The sequence below is a fragment of the Phaeodactylibacter xiamenensis genome, assembly GCF_965229835.1.
GTDB lineage: Bacteria > Bacteroidota > Bacteroidia > Chitinophagales > Saprospiraceae > Phaeodactylibacter > Phaeodactylibacter xiamenensis.
Map to the genome: position 1 here is coordinate 5,007,414 of NZ_OZ245931.1, position 20,531 is coordinate 5,027,944.

Sequence of the window (20,531 nt, forward strand, 5' to 3'; positions counted from 1 at the left end):
TTAGAAGAGGGCAGGCCCGGGGATCCCTGCTTCTGGCTGTTTCGCAAGTAGAATCAACCACATGACTCAAAAAATTAATTATATGCTGCCTATACTTTGTGGACTTGTCATGACACTCTTAAGTTGCCAATCCGCCAATGACAAGGCTGCTGATCAGGCTACAGGTCTCACGCTGGCTCCGGATTTTTCTTTTGACTACCGGCTTGATGATCCGGACCAGGCTTTTAAACTGCCTAATGAGCTGGAGGAAATCTCCGGGCTAGGTATTTCAGAAGATGGAAAGGAGCTCGTAGCAGTTCAGGACGAAGACGGCATCCTCTTTTTTATCAATCCTTACAATGGAGAGGTCACAAGGGAGGCAAAGTTTTGGAAAGACGGCGATTATGAAGGCGTGGAATGGGTGGGCAATACCATTTATGTGGTCAAAAGTACCGGCACGATCTACGAAATCAGTGATCCAGCCACCGCCAATCAACAAGTGGAGAAGTACAATTTTTTCCTCAATGACGACAACGATGTCGAAGGGCTGGCTTACGATAAGGCTAATGGGCGATTGCTGCTAGCCTGTAAAGCACAGGCAGGGTATGAAGTGGAATACCCACATAAAAAAGGGATTTACGCTTTTGACCTAGATGAAAAAAAACTGACAGAGGCCCCTGTTTATTTTGTGGATGCGGACTCTGTACGGCACTACCTGGATCAGGCCCCGGCTATCCGTAAACTGGAAAAGCTGATGGAGTTTTTCGACCCCGATGAAGCTTTTGGATTTAGCCCCTCTGCTATCGCGATACACCCGCTGACCGGGCATCTGTATATTACCTCCTCGGTGGGCAAGATGCTATTGGTGCTCGATCGATCCGGGCGGATTTTGCATATCGAAAAGCTCAGCAAAAAAGTACACCCCCAGCCTGAGGGTATTTGCTTTGACCCCAATGGCGGACTGTTCCTGTCAAACGAAGGCAAAGGCAGCACGCCAAAATTCTACCGTTTCAACTTAAAACCCCGGAATTAGCGGTTTGGCCCAAGAACCTCTTGCTGGTTCAGGGTGTTGTTCCAAAATATATAGCAAACTATATAAGTCAAGGCCAGAAAAGGCGCGTTGAGCTTGTTTAAGTGCTGTATTTACCTCATTATTGTGGTGCTTTTCGGCAGCACGAAGGCAAAACTCTTTCATAACCCAATATACCCACTGCCCTTATGAGCGTAGTAGAAATGAAAGTCCCAACCATCGGAGAATCCGTCACGGAAGTGACCCTTTCCCAATGGCTAATTGCGGACGGCGACTATGTCGAACTCGACCAACCCATTTGCGAATTTGAATCGGACAAAGCCACGCTGGAGTTCCCGGCAGAAGCTTCCGGTAAGCTGATCCACGTAGCGGCGGAAGACGATGACCTGGAAATTGGTGCACTTGTAGCCAAAATCGACACAAGCGTCAGTAAAGAAAGTGGTGGTGGAGAGAAGCCGAAGGACAATGCACCTGCTAAGGAAGAACCGGCTTCCAAAAAGGAAGAAACGAAAGAGCCTGCCGCGGCAGAAGCTTCTGAAAGTGAAGACAGCTACGCTGCCGGTCATCCGTCTCCGGCTGCTGCCAAAATCCTGAAGGAAAACGATATTGACCCCCAGGCGGTCAAAGGTACGGGCAAAGATGGCCGCATCACCAAAGAGGACGCTCAAAAAGCAGTGGAAGCTAAAAAGCAGGCACCGGCACCCAGCCCGGCTCCGGCCAAAGAGGCTCCGGCAAAGGAAGCACCAGCTAAACAGGTTGTCTTCTCTTCCAGCGAAAACTTTAGCAGGGAGACCTCCTCAAAGAAAATGAGCCGCATGCGCCGCACCATTGCCAAGCGCCTCGTCAGTGCGAAGAATGAAACGGCTATGCTCACCACCTTCAATGAGGTGGACCTTACCGAGGTGATGAAGCTGCGTAAGACTTACCAGGACCGCTTCGTCGAGAAGTACGGCATCAAATTGGGCTTTATGTCGCTTTTCGCGAAAGCTTGCGCCAAGGCACTCATGGAAATGCCTGATGTAAACGCTAAACTTGACGGCGACAACCTGGTGTACCACGACTATGCTGATGTTTCCATCGCGGTCTCCACACCGAATGGCCTGGTGGTGCCTCCGGTACACAACGTAGAGTCGCTATCCTTTGCAGAAATTGAGTACAAAATCAAAGAACTGGCGACTAAGGCGCGTGATGGCAAACTCACCCTTGAGGAAATGTCAGGGGGGACCTTCACCATCACCAACGGCGGCATCTTCGGCTCCCTGCTGAGCACGCCAATTCTGAATGAGCCGCAGTCGGCTATCCTCGGCATGCACGGTATAAAAAACCGGCCAATGGCGATTGACGGTGAGGTGAAAATCCGCCCGATGATGTACCTGGCCCTGTCCTACGACCATCGGGTAATCGACGGCAGTACCTCTGTGACCTTCCTGGTGAAAGTCAAAGAATACATTGAAGACCCGGTAAGTATGCTGCTTGACCTGTAGGTCCTACGTATTACCGGTATAAAGAAAGCCCCCGTCAGCATTGGTTGGCGGGGGCTTTTTGCGTTTAAAGTGTCAGAAGGTTTAATCTTCCAATATCGCCTGATAAAGCACTTCGTGCAAACGGGGCCGGATGTTTAGCTCATAGAGCTTCCGGTTCTCCCGGGTAGGGTAAACCCGGTTGGACAGGAAGACCAGCAGAAGCCCACTTTCCGGATCAGCCCAGGTAAAGGTGCCGGTATAGCCACTGTGCCCAAAGCTTGAGGGGCTTGCAGATGCGGCCACATAACTCCGGGTCGAGTCGTACTCAATCATAGGCTTATCAAAGCCCAGCCCCCGGCGGTTGCCCTCATCGCAGTACTGGCAACGGGTAAATTCTGCCACGGAGGCAGAGTCGATTAGCTGTTCGCCTGCTGCCCGGCCGTTATTCATGTACAGATGCATCAGCTTAGCCAGGTCCCTGGCATTGGCAAACAGCCCGGCATTGGCAGAGATGCCACCCATCATTGCTGCGCCTTCGTCGTGCACATAGCCGTGGAGTTGCTGCATACGGAAGAAGGTGTCTTGCTCCGTAGGGACAATCTGTTCTCTGGGGTACTCCTCCAAAGGACGGTAGCCCAGAGAAAACGCGCCCAATCGGTGGTAGAAATTCTGATCAAGGTACTCGGTATAGGCGGTGGTGGTGAGGTCTGCCACGATCTCAGGCAACAGGTAAAACAGCAGCCCGGAATACACATAACCCGGCTCCTCATTCAGGGGCGACTTTTTGATGGCTTTGTAAATGCGTTTTTTGTACTTCCGGTGCAGCCAGAGGTTATCGGTCACATAGATAGGGAAGCGTTTCGAAGAGTCCGCTTTGAAGGTGAACCAGCGGAAGCGCCTGTCATTAACGCGCTCATTGTCCCATTTTTTTTGCCAGGGGTACCGGCTATGCCCTCTTAGTGTGCCCTTCCAGTACGGAATCCATGGGCGAAGGCGGGCATTATGCGCCAGCATAGAACGGAAAGTCAGGTCGCCCTTGTTGGAGCCTTTAAATTCAGGCATGTATTTTTCCAGTGGGGCATCTAGTTGGAACTGCCCTTCTCCGTGCAGCTTCATCAGGGCAGGCAGAGCCGATGATATTTTGGTGACAGAAGCCAGATCGTAGAGGTCATCTGTGGCTACGGCTTTTACATTTTCAAAAGTATGGTGGCCAAATGCTTTGTGGTACACCACATTGCCGTGCCGGGCTACGAGGACCTGAGCACCGGGGTAAGCGCCTTTGGCAATCCCTTCTTCCACGATAGCCGCAATACTGTCCTCAAGCAAAGCCTGATCCAGGTCTGCATAATCGAAAGGGGTATATCGGAGGTGTTCCCCACCGGGGTAAGTATAGCCGTCTCCGGTGCGAAGGTCTGTGCCCCTAAGACCGCCCCGCAGTTTGCCCTGAGCACCCACTGCCCCAAAAACAATCTGGGCTGCCACCACGGTCCCCATCTCTTCGTGAGAGGGCGTAATGAGCATGCCGTGGGCTTTACGCAGGAAAGGCATAACCTGAAGTACGCTGCCGTCGCCGTTGATAAACACCAGTGTTGGCAATTGCTCAATGAGTGGCTTTATGAAATCCTGGTAGTTGTATACGGCTGGTACCTGTCCGGCAACAGGGATGTCCTCCAGCTCCAAAATAAACAGGTTAAATTTTTCGCGCTGCTCAGCCAGCCACTCCTCCGTAATGTCAAAAGGCGTATTGACGTGCGTTACCGGCGCGTATTTGTTCAGGGTTTCGAGGAAGGGGCCGGTTTGTAACTGCCCGAAGCTGATGTGAGCGATCCGTAGAGTATCCAACCGTTTCAGGGGCAGCAGTTCGTCCTGATTGATTAAGACGGTGGTGGCCTGTTCTGCCCTTTTGAAGGATAGGCTGGCTTTGAGGTCCTCAGAAGGCTGCCCGGTCAGGAGCAGGGGCAGGGTCAAAAAAAGAAAGGCAAGTAGAAGTACCCGTTGCATTTAAGTTTATATTTTGTCATATTAATGTACTGCAACAAAAGTACACATCTGAACTCCAATTCCCATGAAGCGATGCTTACCCATATTTTTCCTTTTGATATCCGCTGCCCTGATGGCTCAGCCAGAGCAGGAAGACAAAAGCCTGGATATTCTTTACCGCATGCTGTACGAGTCGGAGGTATTTAGCGAAATCTTTACTGGTTTTGCCCTTTACGACCCGTCGCAGGAGCGCTTTCTGATGGAGAAAGATGCTGGTAAATACTTTACACCGGCCTCAAATACTAAAATTTTTACCCTCTATACTGCACTCCGGGTTTTGGGAGACTCCATTCCGGCTTTCCGGTATGCCGTCACCGGAGATTCTATGGTAATTTGGGGAACCGGCGACCCCATGTTCCTGCACCCTGCATTACCAGGAGATACAATAGGTTTGGCTTTGTTGAAGGACACGACCTGCCAGTTATTCTTCAGCGCACATAATTACAAGGACGAACGCTTTGGCCCCGGCTGGGCCTGGGATGATTACGGGTACAGCTATCAACCTGAGAAATCTTCTTTCCCGTTGTACGGCAATCAGGTCTACTTCAGCCGTACCAAAACCGGTGAAGGCATCTCTGCCTATCCCCCTTACTTCCGGCAAAGGCTGGTCTATAATCCTCGGATGGATGGCACCTATCCACAGATACTGCGCAGGGAATATAGCAACGACTTTGAGTATAACGACCCGGCATTGTCCGGCCCGCCTTTTGGCCGTACGCGCCCTTTTAATGTCACGCCTACACTAATTGCCCAACTGCTGAGCGACACCCTCCACAAGCCGGTCGGTTGCCTGGACCTGACCTATCTGCCGCCCTTGCATGTAAAGACACACTACCGGGCTGTACCGGATACGCTTTACCGTAAACTCATGCAGGAAAGTGACAACTTCATTGCCGAGCAATTGCTGCTCGCCTGCTCAGAAAAAATATCCGGCAGTCAAAGCACGGCTGAAGCCATACGCTATGCGCAGGACAGCCTTTATGCCGGCTTACCGGACCGCCTGCTGTGGCGCGATGGCTCAGGTTTGTCCCGGTACAACCTCTTTACGCCCCGGACGATGGTCGGCGTGCTTGATCTTATCCGGCAGGAGAAACCCGCAGCCTGGCGGCACAGCGTATTCCCCGCAGGTGGGGTCTCAGGTACCATTGAAGACCTCTACGCTAACAGTCAGGGCGAGCCCTACGTATTTGCCAAAACCGGCACACTGAGCAACAAGCACTGCCTGAGCGGGTACTTACTGACCGCTTCCGGACGGGAGCTCATCTTCAGTTTTATGCACAATAACTACGTGCAAGGCACTGCACCTGTCAAAAAGGAAATGCAGCAGGTGCTGGAGTATATCCGTGATAACTTCTGATTTGCTAAAGCCAGGCAACGGGCGTATATTTCCCCTAAAAATGACCAGCGACTACGGATTTCTTTCCCTCCTGCCCCCGGTGATTGCAATTGTGTTAGCTATTGCGACGCGGCAGGTCTATGTTTCCCTTCTGTTTGGGATCTGGTTGGGTTGGATGATCATCGATGATTTCAACCCCATACAGGGCAGCTTCGATACGGTGGAGGCGCTGGTCAATGTTTTTCAGGAGCCTGGCAATACCCGTACGATCATGTTTTGTGCGCTGGTTGGCGCGCTGATTATTTTCATTCAGCGTTCGGGCGGGGTGGAAGGCTTCATCAGGCATGTCAACCGCCTGCTACAGCATTACGAACAAAAGCGTAGCGGAAGCAACCGCATTATAGTACAGTTGCTGGCCTGGCTTACCGGTTTGCTCATCTTCGTGGAGTCCAGTATATCGGTTCTAACCGTAGGTGCCTTGTACCGGCCGGTATTTGACAAGCTGGGCATTTCCCGGGAAAAACTGGCTTATGTTGCAGATAGTAGTTCTGCGCCATCGAGTATTATCATTCCGTTTAATGGCTGGGGGGCGTTCATTATGTCGCTGCTGGTGGCAGAAGGTTTTACAGACCCCTTTGCTACGATGATTCGGGCGGTGGGATATAATTTTTACCCCTTTCTGGCGCTAATTTTGGTGCTTATAATTGTGATTTCCGGGAAGGATTTTGGTCCGATGCGGGCAGCGGAACGCCGGGCGCGGGAAGAGGGCAAACTGCTCAATGATGGGGCTCAGCCTATGATTTCCGATGAACTCACAGACGTGGAGACTGTTCCGGGGGTGAGGCCCAAAGCCTACAATATGGTGCTGCCTATTCTGGTCATGGTGCTTATGATGCCCGTCATGCTTTCGGTGACCGGCTGGGCAGGTGCTATAGAGCGCATGCCTGAAGCCACCTTCTTCAAAAAAGTAACCTACGCCATTGGTCAGGGTTCTGGCTCTACTTCCGTGCTTATTGCCGTAATTGTCTCCACTCTTTTTGCGATGATCCTCTACCGGTTCCAGGGTATTATGAAGTGGAAGGAGATGATAGACCTGACGCTAAAGGGCATTTCCGGCATGATGCCTCTGGCGCTCCTCATGATGTTTGCCTTCGCCATAGGTACGGTTTGTAAAGAGCTGGGCACGGGGCAGTATGTGGCAGATGTGGCCAAAGCCTGGCTTTCGCCGAATTTTGTGCCTTTTATCGTTTTTTTGGTGAGCTGTTTTATTGCCTTCTCCACGGGGACATCCTGGGGCACTTTTGCCATCATGATTTCCATTGCAGTGCCTATGGCTAAAGGTATGGGAGCGGATGTGTACATGACCATAGCCGCAGCTTTGGGTGGCGGTGTCTTTGGGGACCACTGCTCACCGATTTCCGATACGACCATACTTTCAAGCATGGCCTCTGCCACCGACCATATTGACCATGTCCGGACCCAATTGCCATATGCTCTGACAGCGGGGGGGATTGCTGCACTGTTTTACCTTATCATTGGGCTGGCCGGATAAAATGAGAACCATCCTACCGGCGTGCTGTTAGCTTTTGGCAATGCTATTGATATGCCAAATGACCCTTGGATCAAGACTGGGCAGGACTGGTTTGAAAAGCAAGGCTGGAAAGCTTTCCCCTTTCAGCTGGAGGCTTGGCGTGCCTATCTGGGGGGCTACAGCGGGGTAGTCAATGCCCCTACCGGTAGCGGGAAGACCTATTCTATGGCTATTCCCATACTTCTGGAATGCTTGCGGGCTCAGTCTGAGCATCCACAGTATGGCGGGAAGGGTTTGCAAGCCATTTGGATTACCCCTATCCGCGCACTGACCAAGGAAATACAATCGGCTGTCAACCGGGCGGCTGAGGATTTGGGGCTGGACTGGGAAATTGCTGTGCGGAGCGGAGATACAAGTTCGAGCGCCCGGCAAAAACAAAAGCGTAAGCCTCCTCAGGTGCTTATCACCACTCCGGAGAGCCTGCACCTGCTGCTGGCTAGTAAAGGCTACCCCAAGTTTTTCGGCAGCCTGCAAGCCGTAGTGGTCGACGAATGGCATGAGCTCATTGGCTCCAAGCGTGGCGTGCAGATGGAGCTGGCCCTGTCCCGCTTCAAAGGCTTCCTGCCTGACCTGAAAGTCTGGGGTATTTCCGCTACAATTGGCAATATGGAAGAAGCGGTAGCCGCGCTGATGGGCAATACACCCCCTGAAAAATGCCGGGTCATCCGGGCAGATATTCCTAAGGTCATCGAAATTGAATCCGTGCTGCCGGATGAGGTGGACCGCTTTCCCTGGGCGGGGCATTTGGGCATTAAACTAGTGGAAAAGATCATTCCCATTATCAATGGCAGCCAAAGTACCCTGATTTTTACGAATACCCGGGCGCAGTGCGAGATTTGGTACCAAAAGCTACTCGATGTAGCGCCTGAGCTGGCCGGCGCCATCGCTATGCACCACGGATCCATCAGCCGGGAACTGCGGGACTGGGTGGAGGATGCGCTACACGAAGCCCGGTTGAAAGCAGTAGTCTGCACATCGAGCTTAGACCTGGGCGTAGATTTTCGCCCGGTGGAGACCATCATACAGATTGGAAGCCCTAAGGGCGTGGCACGGTTTATGCAGCGTGCCGGCCGCAGCGGGCATCAGCCCGGAGCGACCAGCAAAATCCACTTTGTACCCACACATGCCCTGGAGCTCATCGAAGCGGCTGCATTGCGCCGGGCCATCGCAAATGGAGAGCTGGAAAGCCGCCTGCCTTATATCCGGTCCTTTGATGTGTTGGTGCAGTACCTGGTGACACTGGCCGTTTCTGAAGGATTTCGCCCGGCGGAAATTTTACCGGAAGTCAGGGGCACTTTTGCTTACGCCAGCATTACCGATGAGGAGTGGGCCTGGTGCCTGGCCTACATCCGTTCGGGAGGTCAGGCCCTGCAAGCCTACGATGAGTACAATAAAGTGGAGGTTCAGGACGGGCTGTACAAGGTGGAAAGCCGCCGGGTCGCCATGCGCCATCGGCTGCAGATAGGTACCATCACCAGTGATGCCTCTATGAAGGTAAAGTACGTGAGCGGCAAGTTTATTGGAACGATTGAAGAATGGTTTGTCACACAGCTCAAGCCGGGGGACAACTTTTGGTTTGCCGGGCGAAGTTTGGAATTGGTCAGGATCAAGGACATGATGGTGCAGGTCAAAAAGAGCCGCAAGAAGAAAGGAAAAATTCCAGCCTGGCTGGGCGGTAAACTGCCCCTGTCTTCCCAATTGTCAGCTTCTCTGCGCTTCAAAATGGCGCAGTTGAGCCGGGCAGAGCTCACCGATATTGAGTTGCAAAGCCTAAGTCCACTCATTGAGACGCAGGCCTCTCGCTCCCGGGTGCCGAAAGAGGGGGAGTTGCTGATGGAGTCCTTTACCAGCCGGGAAGGGCACCACTTGTTGGTTTACCCCTATGAGGGGCGTTTTGTGCACGAGGGAATGGGGGCATTGATTGCCTACCGGATTTCACGTCTGAGGCCTATTAGCTTTTCCATTGCTATGAATGATTATGGGTTCGAGCTGTTGTCGGACACAGAAATACCGATTGAGGAGGCGCTTAACGCCGGATTGTTCAGCACTGCTAACCTGCGGGAAGACATACAAGCCAGCATTAACGCAGCGGAAATGGCGAAACGCCGGTTCCGTGATATTGCCAGTATTGCCGGGCTGGTTTTCAAAGGCTACCCGGGCAAACAAAAGAAAGAGCGGCATCTGCAGTCCAGCTCGGAGCTGTTTTTTGAGGTCTTCAACGACTACGAGCCGGAGAACTTACTGCTAATGCAGGCCTATGAGGAGGTCCTGGCGTTTCAGTTGGAAGAAGCCCGGTTGCGGGCGGCGCTTCATCGTATCAGTCAGCAGGAAATTGTGCTGACCCATCCGGGGCGTTTTACCCCGTTTGCCTTTCCTATTATCGTAGACCGGCTGAGGGAAAGGCTCAGTAGCGAGAAACTTGAGGACCGGATAAAGCGTATGAAATTGCAATTAGTGAAAGATTAAGACGTGCCGGCGTCAAAATTCAACCTTGAGGAGCGGCACAAAAATGATACCTTTCGGAAACTAGAGCGACTTATTGGAAATATTTTCAGGCCTGAGCATTTTTTTGCACCTGGATTTTTAACTTTTTAACTGACCTTTCGCACGCGAAAGATTTGGAAAATTGATTAATAATGTTGGGGCAGTTATCTTGCAGCTCAAAGGAGCGCAAGATGAAAGACCCAAAGTTACTTGACTTGTATTCGGACTACCTGCTGGCATCGTTTCGCATGGCGACAGCCACCGGCTTGTCCGAGCTGACCGATCAGGCACTGAGCCATGACAAGATCAGCCGTTTTTTAGGGCAGGAAGCCTTCACGGCAAAGGACTATTGGCGTTGCATAAAGCCTTTGGTACGTAAAGTGGAGCACCCGGACGCGGTCATCAAGATAGATGACACGATCGAGGAGAAGCCGCACTCTACGGAGAATGAAGTGGTCACTTGGCACTGGGACCACTCCAAGAAGCCGAAAGCGGGGCACACCAAAGGGATCAACATCCTGAATTTCCTTTACCAGAGCCCACAGGGCATAGAGCTGCCTGTTGCTTTTGAGATCGTGCGCAAGTCGCAAGAATACGTGGATGCCAAAAGCGGGCAGGTAAAGAAGCGCAGCCCCCGCAGCAAGAACGAGATGCTGCGCGACCAGCTTTTTGCACTTGTCAAATACAACCGCGTGCCCTTCCGCTATGTGGTATGGGACACTTGGTTTGCTGCCAAGGAGAACTTCGAGTTCGTGCATTATGAGCTGGGCAAGCATTTCATCAGTGCCTTGAAGAGCAACCGCAAGGTCGCCCTTAGCATGGAAGACAAGCTGGAAGGCAAGTTCCACCGAGTCGACGGGCTAGAACTGCAAGCAGGCCAGGCCATTACTGTTTACCTCAAAGGGCTGGATTTCCAAGTCCAGTTGGTCAAGCAGGTCTTTATAAACCAAGACGGCTCAACTGGAGACTTGTACCTGGTCACCAACGATCTGGAGCTAAGCGGCCCAGCTATCTGCACAACCTACGGGACACGCTGGGGAGTGGAGGTATTCCACAAATCGCTCAAACAAAACGTGGGGCTGGAAAAGTCCCCCACCAAGCACGAGACATCCCAGTGCAACCATGTTTTTGCTGCCATGATTGCCTGGACTAAACTCGAACTGCTGGCTGCAAAAGAGCAGACCAACCACTTTGCCCTAAAAACCAAAATTTATGTCAATGCCCTCAGGGCGGCTTTTCAAGAGGTGCAAAGGCTCAAAGCCTATGTCCCTAAAATTGGACCGCCGGATGGGCTAGCCACCCCTCTTTTGGGGTAAGGCCTTGATTAACTTGTTCATGCGAGTGCTTTTTCAGTGCCATGCACTGAGTGGGCTTGCTGTGCCAAGCACCCTGAGTACTGCTAATTTTTTCAATTATCATAACCTTTCGCGTGCGAAAGGTCAGTTTTTAATCAGCCGTTAATCAGTTTGATAGATTAGCCTACTAAATACAAACGACATGCAGGAAAGACTTCTACTCACTTGGATGCTGGTTCTGACCGGCGCTACGCTTCTTTTTTCACAAGACTACTCCAGCTGCGATGGCGAACGCTACCGGCAGGATGTATTTGACGGGGTAACCGTGACAACGGGCGTTCAGTTTGGCTCCAACACCACGATAGGCGGCAACGTACAGGATTTATTTATGGATGTGTATGAGCCGGAAGGAGATACCGCATCTGTTCGTCCCACGGTGGTTATGGCCTTCGGAGGCGCATTTGTGTTTGGTCAGCGGGAAGACCTTGATGGATTATGCCGGTCGCTGGCTCGTAAAGGGTATGTCGCAGCTACGATTGACTACCGTCTCTTTGACGCCATTATTCCTGTGGATTCCAATCAAATGCACGATGTGGTGGTCAAGGCGATTGGGGATATGAAAGCGGCCATCCGGCACCTCCGGGAGGATGCGGCGACCTCGAATCAGTTCCGGGTGGACACCAATCTGATTTTTGCCGGTGGTATCTCTGCGGGGGCTATCACCGCTGCTCATGTTGCCCATTTGGACGAGACCGACGATATCCCAAACTACCTTCAGAACATCATTGCGAATAACGGCGGCATTGAAGGCAATAGCAGCGATAATTATCAGTATAGTTCTTCTGTAGCAGGATTGGTCAATTATTCCGGTGCCCTGAAGGATGCCAGCTTTATAGATGCGGATGACCCACCACAATTCAGCGTACACGATGAGGGCGATGGCATAGTAGTGTACGGGAATGGTCTGGTTTTCGCAGGCCCGATCGTACTAGTCTATTTGGAAGGCAGCTTCAGCATGGACCAACAGGCAGAAGCGGTGGGCGTGGAAAGCCGCCTGATTACTTATCCTGGCAATGGTCACGTCAGTTATTTTGGGGATAACGCTGACCAGTATGAGGCAGAGGTGGAAGCCGCAACAGCTATGTTTTTGGCTGATCAGATTTGTGGTGAAATCTCAGATGCAAAAACCCTGGAGCCCTCTTTTAGCGTCCGTGCTTTTCCCAATCCGCTCCCCGCGCAACAGCCACTCCGACTGATGGTGGAAGGGCATTCCGGGCCGGTGCAATTTCGGTTGTTTAGTATAAGTGGTGTGTCAGTAGCAGAGCAGGTTGTTACTGCAGGTACTACGGAATTGATCGATTTACCTGCATTACCAGGAGGCATATATGTAATTGAGCTGCGCCCTTCTGATAACAAAGGCGCTGCGGTAAGGCAACGTATTGTGATTCAGTAAGCCACGATGAACAACGAGCTGAGCCAAATCAAGGGGATCCAATTGCATGAAATAAAGGGGCAGCACTTCTGGCTGCACCCTTTTCGTGCGTTGTACTGGGAAGAGGAAACCGCTCTGTTGATCGCTGACCTGCACCTGGGCAAAGCGCAGCACTTCAGGAAAGCGGGGATTGCCGTTCCGGAATCAGTAGGGCAGGAAAATTGGGACCGGCTCATCAGTTTGTTGTGGGATTTTCAGCCAGATAGAATTCTGTTTTTGGGTGATCTTTTTCACAGTGACTACAATTCGGATTGGGAAGAGTTGGTAGCCATGGCTCATCAGTTTGATCATATTAGTTTTGAGCTGGTCGTTGGCAATCATGACATCCTTACCCCAGAAGCCTATCAGGCGGCGCGCCTGAAAGTGCATGAGGAGCCTTATGCGGTGGGGCCCTTTCTACTGTCGCACCACCCTATGGAAGAGGTGCCGGAAGGCTGCTGCAACCTTGCAGGGCATATACATCCGGGAGTTGTATTAGAAGGTATGGGGCGGCAACGTATGAGGTTGCCCTGTTTTTGGTTTGGTGCGCAACAGGTCTTGCTGCCAGCTTTTGGCGCGTTTACCGGTACAGCAGTGATCAAGCCTAAGGTTGGTGACCAGGTATATGTATTGGCAGAGGAGCGTGTAGTCCAGGTGTTTTAATTGTTTAATTTATTGTTAATTGCGTCCCTTAGTTTGGCAGCACTTTCGTAGTCTTCCCGTTCGAGGGCTCGTTCAAGAAAAGTTTCTAGTTCCTTCCTGGGATACTCATGCAGGGGCTTGTCTGGGTCGGGTTGAGCAGGAGCGGATTTCTGCTCTGGGGCATCACCTTCGTAAATGATTTCGGTATCCTCTGCTGGCAAGGCGGCTTCAGAAAGTACAGGCTCATAGGTGTAGATCGGACAATCGAAGCGGACAGCCATGGCGATGGCATCGGAAGAACGTGCATCAATGGAAAATTGCTTACGGGAGGCATCTTCGCACTGAAGCCTTGCGTGGAACACGCCCTCTTCTATCCGGTCAATGACCACCTCTTTGATTGCTCCCTGGAAAGCGGCAATGGTGTTTTTCAGGAGGTCGTGCGTCATCGGCCGGCCTACACTGATGCCTTCCAGCCCTATGGCGATAGCCTGAGCCTCATAAGGGCCGATAACGATAGGGAGCCGCCGGGATTCCCTGCTATCTTCCAGAATGATGATGAAGTGCTCAGGGGTAGAGTCACTTTTTGCCTGGCCTAATATTCGGAGTGGTATTTTATCCATGGGTATGCGCTTTTCTGATGTAGTACTTATCTATACAGTCAGGGCGGCGGTTTGTTGCACATTAGGTCAATTAGTAGGTTTAACACTCCGGCACTTTGATCGAAATATTCACGGCCAGTCCGCCCTGTGACGTTTCCTTATACTTGTGGTTCATATCCTGAGCGGTCTCCCACATTGTTTTGATGCATTCATCAAGGTGGACTTTGGCTTTTTCCGGGTCGCTTTCAAGAGCAATATTTGCGGCAGTGATTGCCTTGATAGCCCCCATGCTGTTGCGCTCTATGCATGGGATTTGCACGAGCCCGCCGATAGGGTCGCAGGTGAGGCCGAGGTGGTGTTCCATAGCGATTTCTGCGGCCATCAGGGCCTGAGCTACGGTGCCGCCGAGCCCTTCTGTCAGCGCTGCTGCGGCCATAGCGGAAGACACTCCGATTTCAGCCTGGCAACCTCCCATAGCTGCGGAGATAGTCGCTCCTTTTTTGAATAAGCTGCCGATCTCTCCCGCTACGAGCAGGAAGCGGACGATATCTTCATCGGTCACTTTTTCCTTTTCAGAAAAGCAAACGTAGTACATGAGTACTGCCGGGATAACCCCTGCGGCACCGTTAGTAGGCGCGGTTACGATGCGGCTGAAGCTGGCGTTTTCTTCATTGACTGCCATGGCAAAACAGCCTATCCATTTTAGGATTTTGGAGAACTTAAAATCACACTGTATCAGGCATTTCAGCCACTCATCAGCGTTGCTGTATTCGCAGGGGAGAACCAGTTTCTGAAAAAGGGCGGGCGCGCGCCGGGTTACTTCGAGTCCGCCGGGCAGTATCCCTTCTTCATGGCACCCCCGATAAACGCAATTGCGCATGACGCCCCATATTTTCAACAGTTCTGCCTTGATTTGCGCCTCCTCCCTCCAGGTCTTTTCGTTCTCAAGGACAACCTGCCAGATACCCACGTCATGACTTACGCAATACCGGCTTAGCTCCCGTGCGGAATTGATAGGGTGGGGCAGTTTGACAGTATCTGTTTCTATTGTTTCACCTGCTTTAACCACAAAGCCGCCACCCACTGAGAAATAGGTCTCCTCAAGGGTGATCTCGTCCTGCTCTGAGAAGGCAATGAGGGTCATACCGTTGGCGTGTTCCGTCAGGCGTTCTGAATAATGGAAGATGATATGCTGGTCGGGATTAAAGGCAATGAGGTGCTGCCCATCTAAGTAAAGCAGGTGTTCGGCATGAATACGGTTCGGTTCAGATTTGACTTCAGGGATGGGGATGGTGACGGGGTCTTTTCCACTAAGGCCCAACATGACGGCAATATCTGTGCCATGCCCCCGGCCTGTAAGTGCCAGAGAGCCGTAAAGGTGACATTCTACTTTGGCGGTACGGGGTAATAGATTTTGCTGATGTATAGACTTGCAAAAGCGCTCCGCTGCGCGCCAGGGCCCCAAAGTGTGCGAGCTGGATGGGCCCACCCCGATTTTAAGCATATCAAATACGCTGATTGCTTCCATGGTTTTGGTTTGGTTAGGTAGCTTGCTTTGTATACTTGTGGTAACAAGCCTTAATTCATTTGCGGAAGCAAAAGTCGGTTAATTCCGGAACATCCGAAAGTAAAAGTGCCGGGATTCTCCCAAATGGGATAATCTATGACTCGGGCTAGCCTTCAGTTTGGTCAAGACTATGTAGTATGGCTTTAGCTTTCTCTGGAGTGATCTCCAGGAAATCGGCTATTTCCTCTACAGTGTAACCCTTCGAGTGTAATTTTGGGACGAAGGTTTTTTGAAGCTCTTCACGTTCCTCTTCACGCCCTTCTTCACGCCCTTCCTGCAGGCCCTCTTCCTTGTACTGCCGGGCCAGCTCAGTTAATATACGCTCACGGATGCCGAATGGCTCTTTTTTGCCTTCGACTAAATCGATGAGGTAATCCAATTGCAGTTCTGTTTCCATATGCTCAAAGCTTAGGTAAAACTTAATGAAGTCCATGACACGGGAAACTTTTTGCCGGTTGTGCCCTGCCTTCAATAATCTTTTAATTAACGTTAGTTTCAATTCCAAGAGTTCCTGGTCCGGGCGTTTTTGGAAACTCTCCCAGGCCAGTTCCAGAGCAATTGAAAAAGGGTTGTCCGGTACTTTCTGAAAATCTGCAGCCGTACAATTCCTTAATTTAAAGGTATCAAATTCATATTGCAAGTGCGTCTTTAAAAAATGATACTCGAATGCCCTGGGATGATAAGATTTCTGCTCATCTGTAAGTATAGCAATCGCATGCACCGGCACCTGATACCGGTCGTAAATACGGTAAAAGTAGGTAAACATCCGCCTGGCAAAGTCTTCATCCTTATAACCCTGCACTTCGATATGTATGAGCACCCACTCCTCATGGCCATCGGCAGTGAAGACCTTAGCCAGTTTATCCGCTATGCGGTCTTTCTCCTGAGCTTCCGGAAAAAGGGCTTCCAGCTCCTTATCTAAAAAGGCTACACCACGGGAAAAGTCGAAATCGTCAACTGCGTCCGGGTAAAAGAAGGCAAAGAAATCCTCAAAACAGTCTTCGAGAATTCCCTTCCAAAGGATATCTTTTCTGATCTTTCGGGGCATCGCGTTAGTGATTGTACCCCAAAAATAAGATAAAAACCGCACTAATGCAATAAATGAATTCAAACAAATAAGTTTATGAGGCTCCGCATTCACACCTTCCAACTACCGCTCAAACACACCTTTTCCATTGCCCATGGCTCACGCGATGCAACGCCCAGCCTGATCGTTGAGCTTTCGGAAGGCATGTATTCCGGTTTTGGGGAAGCTACTGAGATCCGCTACTATGGAGTCGCGCTGAGCGAGATGGCCGAACGCCTGGAAGCACTGCGCCCGGTCGTTGAAGCCCTCCCCCTGGAATCGCCCGAAATCCTTTGGGATCAATTGCAGCCTCACCTGGAAGATGCCCCCTTCCTGCTTTGTGCTTTGGACGAAGCCCTCCACGATTTGTTTGGCAAGGTGCATGGCGCACCGGTGTACGAACTTTGGGGAATGGAGCGAACCACTACACCCCGTTCCAACTATACCATCGGCATAGCGAGCGTGGAAGAAATGGCTGCGAAAATGGCTGAACAGCCCTGGCCGCTTTACAAAATTAAACTAGGCACCGACCATGACCTTGAAATTATTGAGGCTCTGCGGGCTAAGACGGATGCTGTTTTCCGGATTGATGCCAATACGGCCTGGACTGCCGAGCAAACCATTGCTTATGCGCCCCGCCTGAAGGAACTGGGCGTGGAATTTATCGAACAGCCGCTCAAAGCCGATGACTGGGAGGGCATGAAACGGGTGTATGCTGAATCTGTCCTCCCGGTGATCGCCGATGAAAGCTGCCACGGTGAAGCAGACGTGGCCCGCTGCTATGGCTTCTTCCACGGGGTCAACATCAAACTGATGAAGTGCGGAGGGCTTACCCCGGCACGCCGTATGGCAGAGCATGCCCGTAGCCTTGGGCTAAAGGTAATGGTGGGCTGTATGACGGAATCTTCGGTGGGCATTTCTGCGATTGCTCAGCTACTCCCTCTGCTTGATTACGTGGATATGGACGGGGCACTTTTGTTAAAAGAAGACCCGGCGGTCGGAGTAGAAGTAAGGCCGGATGGTGTTATATTTCCTAACCGGAATGGTACGGGAGCGGCTTTGCGGCAATCCTGAAGCTTAAAAACCAACTTAGTATGAAAAAGATTTTTCTTTTTGCCTTACTGCTGTTTGGGCGGTGTGGCTTTTCCCAATCGAACAGTGCATTACTGCAAAAGATCCTGCGGAATTCCGGGGACAGCACTTTGCAGGCGGTAATGGCGGCTCCGGAAAAGTTTCAGCTACAGCTGATTTACACCCAAATTGACCGGGATGAAGACAATCAGCCTGCCTTTACCACCCACTACCTGGGCGTAGATTCTAATCTGTATTTTTATCCGGCAAGTACCGTGAAAATGCCTGCCGCCTTTCTGGCGCTTGAAAAGCTCAACGAACTGCGCATTCAGGGGCTTGATGCTGAGACGCCTATGTTTACCGGCAAAGGGCAGGCACCACAAACGGACGTGCGTGCAGATACCTCAGCAACGCAAGGGCTGCCCTCGGTTGCGCATTATATAAAAAAGATTTTCCTGGTCAGCGACAACGATGCTTACAACCGCCTGTATGAATTCCTGGGGCAGGCTTATCTGAACGAGAAGCTGCAGGAAAAAGGCTACACCCGTTCCCGCATCATCCACCGGCTTTCCGCACCGGGCTACGACGCAGAGTCCAATCGTTACACCAATCCGGTAACGTTTTCAGCTCCCGGCAACAGGCTGTTGTACCATCAGGGCGAAGTGTACAGTGCTTTTGAAAGCCCCTTGCAGCTAAAGCAAGAAGTACGCGGTCTGGGCTATATGGACGGGGAGGGGCAAATTGTGCCTGCTCCCTTCGACTTTAGAGATAAAAACTATGTCGGGTTGCAGGAACTGCACGATATGCTGCAGGCCGTGCTTTTCCCGGAGGCGGTGCCCGCCCATCGCCGTTTCAACCTTCGCCCGGCTGATTACCAATTTTTACGCAAGTACATGAGCATGCTGCCACGGGAAAGCGACTCCCCTGCGTATCCGCAGTATTCCGATTGGGACAGCTATGTCAAATTCTTCCTGTTTGGCGATTCCAAAGCGGCTATACCAGGTCATATCCGTATTTTCAATAAGGTGGGCGATGCCTACGGATTTCTTACCGATGTGGCTTACGTAGTGGATTATGAGAATAAGGTGGAATTCATGGTGGCTGCCAATATTCACGTCAACGCCAATCAGGTTTACAACGACGGCGTGTACGAGTACGATACGATCGGTTTCCCGGTGCTGGCGCAAATTGGGCGCATCCTTTATCAGTACGAATTGGAGCGCGAGCGGCAGTATGAGCCGGTATTCCCGGAAAGGTAGGGGCACTCTGTCAGCAAGTTGACCGATAGAAGGGCTGGAAATTGTTACTTTCGTTTAAAATTACAAATGGTATGAAAATCAAGCTACTGTCTTTAGCCCTGTTATTGAGTATATCTTCCTTGTCTGCACAGGAAGAAGCTAACCTGCTGGGTACCTGGAGCGACCCTGATTTGGTTGGGTCAGCCTTTTACAACAACATCTACAATGAAATCTGGGGGCTCGCTGTCAACGGGCACGAATACGCTGTGCTCGGGTCTACCGCAGGGACGCACTTCATAGATGTAACGGACCCCACGCAGCCCTTTGAAGCGCACTTTGTGGCGGGCGCTGCGCAGGGGCCGGTTATCATCCACCGCGATTATCATGATTACAAGGGTTACCTGTATGCGGTATGCGACGAAGGGCAAAGCAGTCTGCAAATTATGGACATCACTCAGCTGCCGGACACCGTAATCGTTGCCTATGATGCACCCACCCGTATCCAAACGGCGCACAATATCTTCATTGATACAACCCATGCCAAATTGTACGGATTCGCCCTGACCGGCGGGCCGCAAAATTATTCTGCATTACGGGTATACGACATTTCTGACCCGCTCAACCTCGATTACATCGGTGAGTATAACAATTTCGGCGGGCTGAATGTCGGGCACATCCACGATGGGTACGTGCGTGACGGCATAGCTTTTCTGAACGCAGGCGGATCCGGATTTGCCATGGTCGACTTTTCGGACCCTTTCAACCCGGAAACCATCAGCACCATCACCGACTATCCATTCCGGGGCTACAACCACTCCGGCTGGCTGACGGATGACGGGCAGTACTACTACATGGCCGATGAAAACCACGGTTATGATATCAAAGCCATTGACGTGAGTGATCCCTGTGAACCTGAAGTGACCGGTACCTTCGATGCCGAAACTAATAACCCGACGAGCATTACCCACAATCAGATTGTGGCCTGCGACTATCTGTACGTGTCTTATTACTACGATGGTATCGTGGTGTACGATATTTCAGACCCGGCCAACCCGGAGAAAGTGCTGTACTACGATACCTCTAACGAGCCTAATGGCACAAGCTACAAAGGCGCCTGGGGTATCTACCCGCTCCTGCCTTCTGGCAATATCCTGGTCTCCGACATGCAGGAGGGCCTGTTTGTTTTTGAAGGCATGGGTGACAACTGCGCTGCCAATCAGCAATTAGAGCCCGTCAACCTCGACTGCCTCAATCCAGTAAGCGTGGAGGAATGGGCTGAAGGCGCGCAGGTGTCTGTATTTCCGCAGCCTGTTCAAAGCACAATTGGTGTGTCTGTGGAATTGCCCGAGGCCGTGGCACCGGCTCATTTTTCACTTTGGAATCTCAATGGGCAGCAGGTTGCTGATTTTGGGACGCACGCGCTAAGCAAAGGGCTTCAGCAGCTGGAATTCAGCCGGCCCGGTAGTCTGCCCGGCGGGCTCTATGCCTTACGCATCACCGGAGAGCATGGTGCACATACCCTGAAGGTATTGCTAAAGTAAAATCAGGAGGGCGGGGTAAAACCCCTCCGCCTCTTCCCTTGTAAAGCTCAACAAAATGTTAAGCGTTGGCTTCCGGTGCATAGATACTGCGCTACATGCGTTTTCTTCCTATCTTTGC

The 20,531-nt window shown here is 51.6% G+C and carries 15 protein-coding genes; 11 read left to right on the top strand and 4 right to left on the bottom strand.

Annotated elements, in window-relative coordinates; translation table 11 throughout:
- Positions 1 to 82: 82 nt before the first annotated feature.
- Both ACO08I_RS19100 and odhB read left to right on the top strand, forming a co-directional pair.
- Entirely contained in the window at positions 83 to 1,012 is a 930-nt protein-coding gene (locus ACO08I_RS19100) for an SdiA-regulated domain-containing protein (RefSeq protein ID WP_421946780.1), read from the top strand.
- A gap of 185 nt (positions 1,013 to 1,197) precedes the next feature.
- Entirely contained in the window at positions 1,198 to 2,493 is a 1,296-nt protein-coding gene (gene odhB / locus ACO08I_RS19105; protein ID WP_282775517.1) for a 2-oxoglutarate dehydrogenase complex dihydrolipoyllysine-residue succinyltransferase, read from the top strand.
- Positions 2,494 to 2,574: 81 nt separating this feature from the next.
- Here the strand turns inward: odhB and ACO08I_RS19110 are convergent, their stop codons facing one another.
- A complete protein-coding gene (locus tag ACO08I_RS19110) occupies positions 2,575 to 4,473 on the bottom strand; it encodes a serine hydrolase domain-containing protein (RefSeq protein WP_282775518.1) in 1,899 nt (632 codons plus the stop codon).
- A gap of 64 nt (positions 4,474 to 4,537) precedes the next feature.
- Between ACO08I_RS19110 and ACO08I_RS19115 the strand changes: the two genes are divergently transcribed.
- The 6 genes from ACO08I_RS19115 to pdeM all read left to right on the top strand — a co-directional run bounded on the left by ACO08I_RS19115 (position 4,538) and on the right by pdeM (position 13,352).
- On the top strand, positions 4,538 to 5,869 hold the full coding sequence (locus ACO08I_RS19115; protein WP_421946781.1) for a D-alanyl-D-alanine carboxypeptidase/D-alanyl-D-alanine-endopeptidase: 1,332 nt from the start codon (positions 4,538 to 4,540) through the stop codon (positions 5,867 to 5,869).
- Between the two features lie 40 nt (positions 5,870 to 5,909).
- Positions 5,910 to 7,400 (top strand): Na+/H+ antiporter NhaC family protein, encoded by a 1,491-nt coding sequence (locus ACO08I_RS19120; protein ID WP_421946782.1) that lies wholly within the window; start codon positions 5,910 to 5,912, stop codon positions 7,398 to 7,400.
- 51 nt (positions 7,401 to 7,451) lie between these two features.
- Positions 7,452 to 9,905: a ligase-associated DNA damage response DEXH box helicase gene (locus ACO08I_RS19125; RefSeq protein WP_421946783.1), complete on the top strand. Its 2,454-nt coding sequence runs from the start codon at positions 7,452 to 7,454 to the stop codon at positions 9,903 to 9,905.
- Positions 9,906 to 10,114: 209 nt separating this feature from the next.
- Positions 10,115 to 11,239, top strand: coding sequence for an IS701 family transposase (locus tag ACO08I_RS19130; RefSeq protein WP_421946784.1), 1,125 nt, complete (start codon positions 10,115 to 10,117; stop codon positions 11,237 to 11,239).
- A 181-nt stretch (positions 11,240 to 11,420) separates the two neighbouring features.
- Positions 11,421 to 12,671: an alpha/beta hydrolase gene (locus ACO08I_RS19135; RefSeq protein WP_044219707.1), complete on the top strand. Its 1,251-nt coding sequence runs from the start codon at positions 11,421 to 11,423 to the stop codon at positions 12,669 to 12,671.
- A gap of 6 nt (positions 12,672 to 12,677) precedes the next feature.
- A complete protein-coding gene (pdeM, locus tag ACO08I_RS19140; RefSeq protein WP_282775522.1) occupies positions 12,678 to 13,352 on the top strand; it encodes a ligase-associated DNA damage response endonuclease PdeM in 675 nt (224 codons plus the stop codon).
- Here pdeM and ACO08I_RS19145 read toward each other — a convergent pair.
- The 3 genes from ACO08I_RS19145 to ACO08I_RS19155 form a co-directional block, all read right to left on the bottom strand.
- Positions 13,349 to 13,951 carry a bifunctional nuclease domain-containing protein gene (locus ACO08I_RS19145; RefSeq protein ID WP_421946785.1) on the bottom strand — a complete coding sequence of 201 codons (603 nt, stop codon included), beginning with the start codon at positions 13,949 to 13,951 and terminating at the stop codon, positions 13,349 to 13,351. The two genes, pdeM and ACO08I_RS19145, sit on opposite strands and share 4 nt — an antisense overlap.
- 79 nt (positions 13,952 to 14,030) lie before the next feature.
- Positions 14,031 to 15,458 carry an L-serine ammonia-lyase gene (locus ACO08I_RS19150; protein WP_421946786.1) on the bottom strand — a complete coding sequence of 476 codons (1,428 nt, stop codon included), beginning with the start codon at positions 15,456 to 15,458 and terminating at the stop codon, positions 14,031 to 14,033.
- Positions 15,459 to 15,603: 145 nt separating this feature from the next.
- Positions 15,604 to 16,545, bottom strand: a complete 942-nt coding sequence (locus ACO08I_RS19155) for a hypothetical protein (RefSeq protein WP_421946787.1) — start codon at positions 16,543 to 16,545, stop codon at positions 15,604 to 15,606.
- A gap of 75 nt (positions 16,546 to 16,620) precedes the next feature.
- On the opposite strand from ACO08I_RS19155, the gene ACO08I_RS19160 reads away from it, so the two are divergent.
- The 3 genes from ACO08I_RS19160 to ACO08I_RS19170 all read left to right on the top strand — a co-directional run bounded on the left by ACO08I_RS19160 (position 16,621) and on the right by ACO08I_RS19170 (position 20,413).
- Positions 16,621 to 17,637 (top strand): dipeptide epimerase, encoded by a 1,017-nt coding sequence (locus ACO08I_RS19160; protein ID WP_421946788.1) that lies wholly within the window; start codon positions 16,621 to 16,623, stop codon positions 17,635 to 17,637.
- A gap of 20 nt (positions 17,638 to 17,657) precedes the next feature.
- Complete coding sequence (locus ACO08I_RS19165; RefSeq protein WP_421946789.1) at positions 17,658 to 18,893, top strand: serine hydrolase; 1,236 nt, start codon at positions 17,658 to 17,660, stop codon at positions 18,891 to 18,893.
- A gap of 71 nt (positions 18,894 to 18,964) precedes the next feature.
- Complete coding sequence (locus ACO08I_RS19170) at positions 18,965 to 20,413, top strand: choice-of-anchor B family protein (protein WP_421946790.1); 1,449 nt, start codon at positions 18,965 to 18,967, stop codon at positions 20,411 to 20,413.
- Positions 20,414 to 20,531 lie beyond the last annotated feature (118 nt).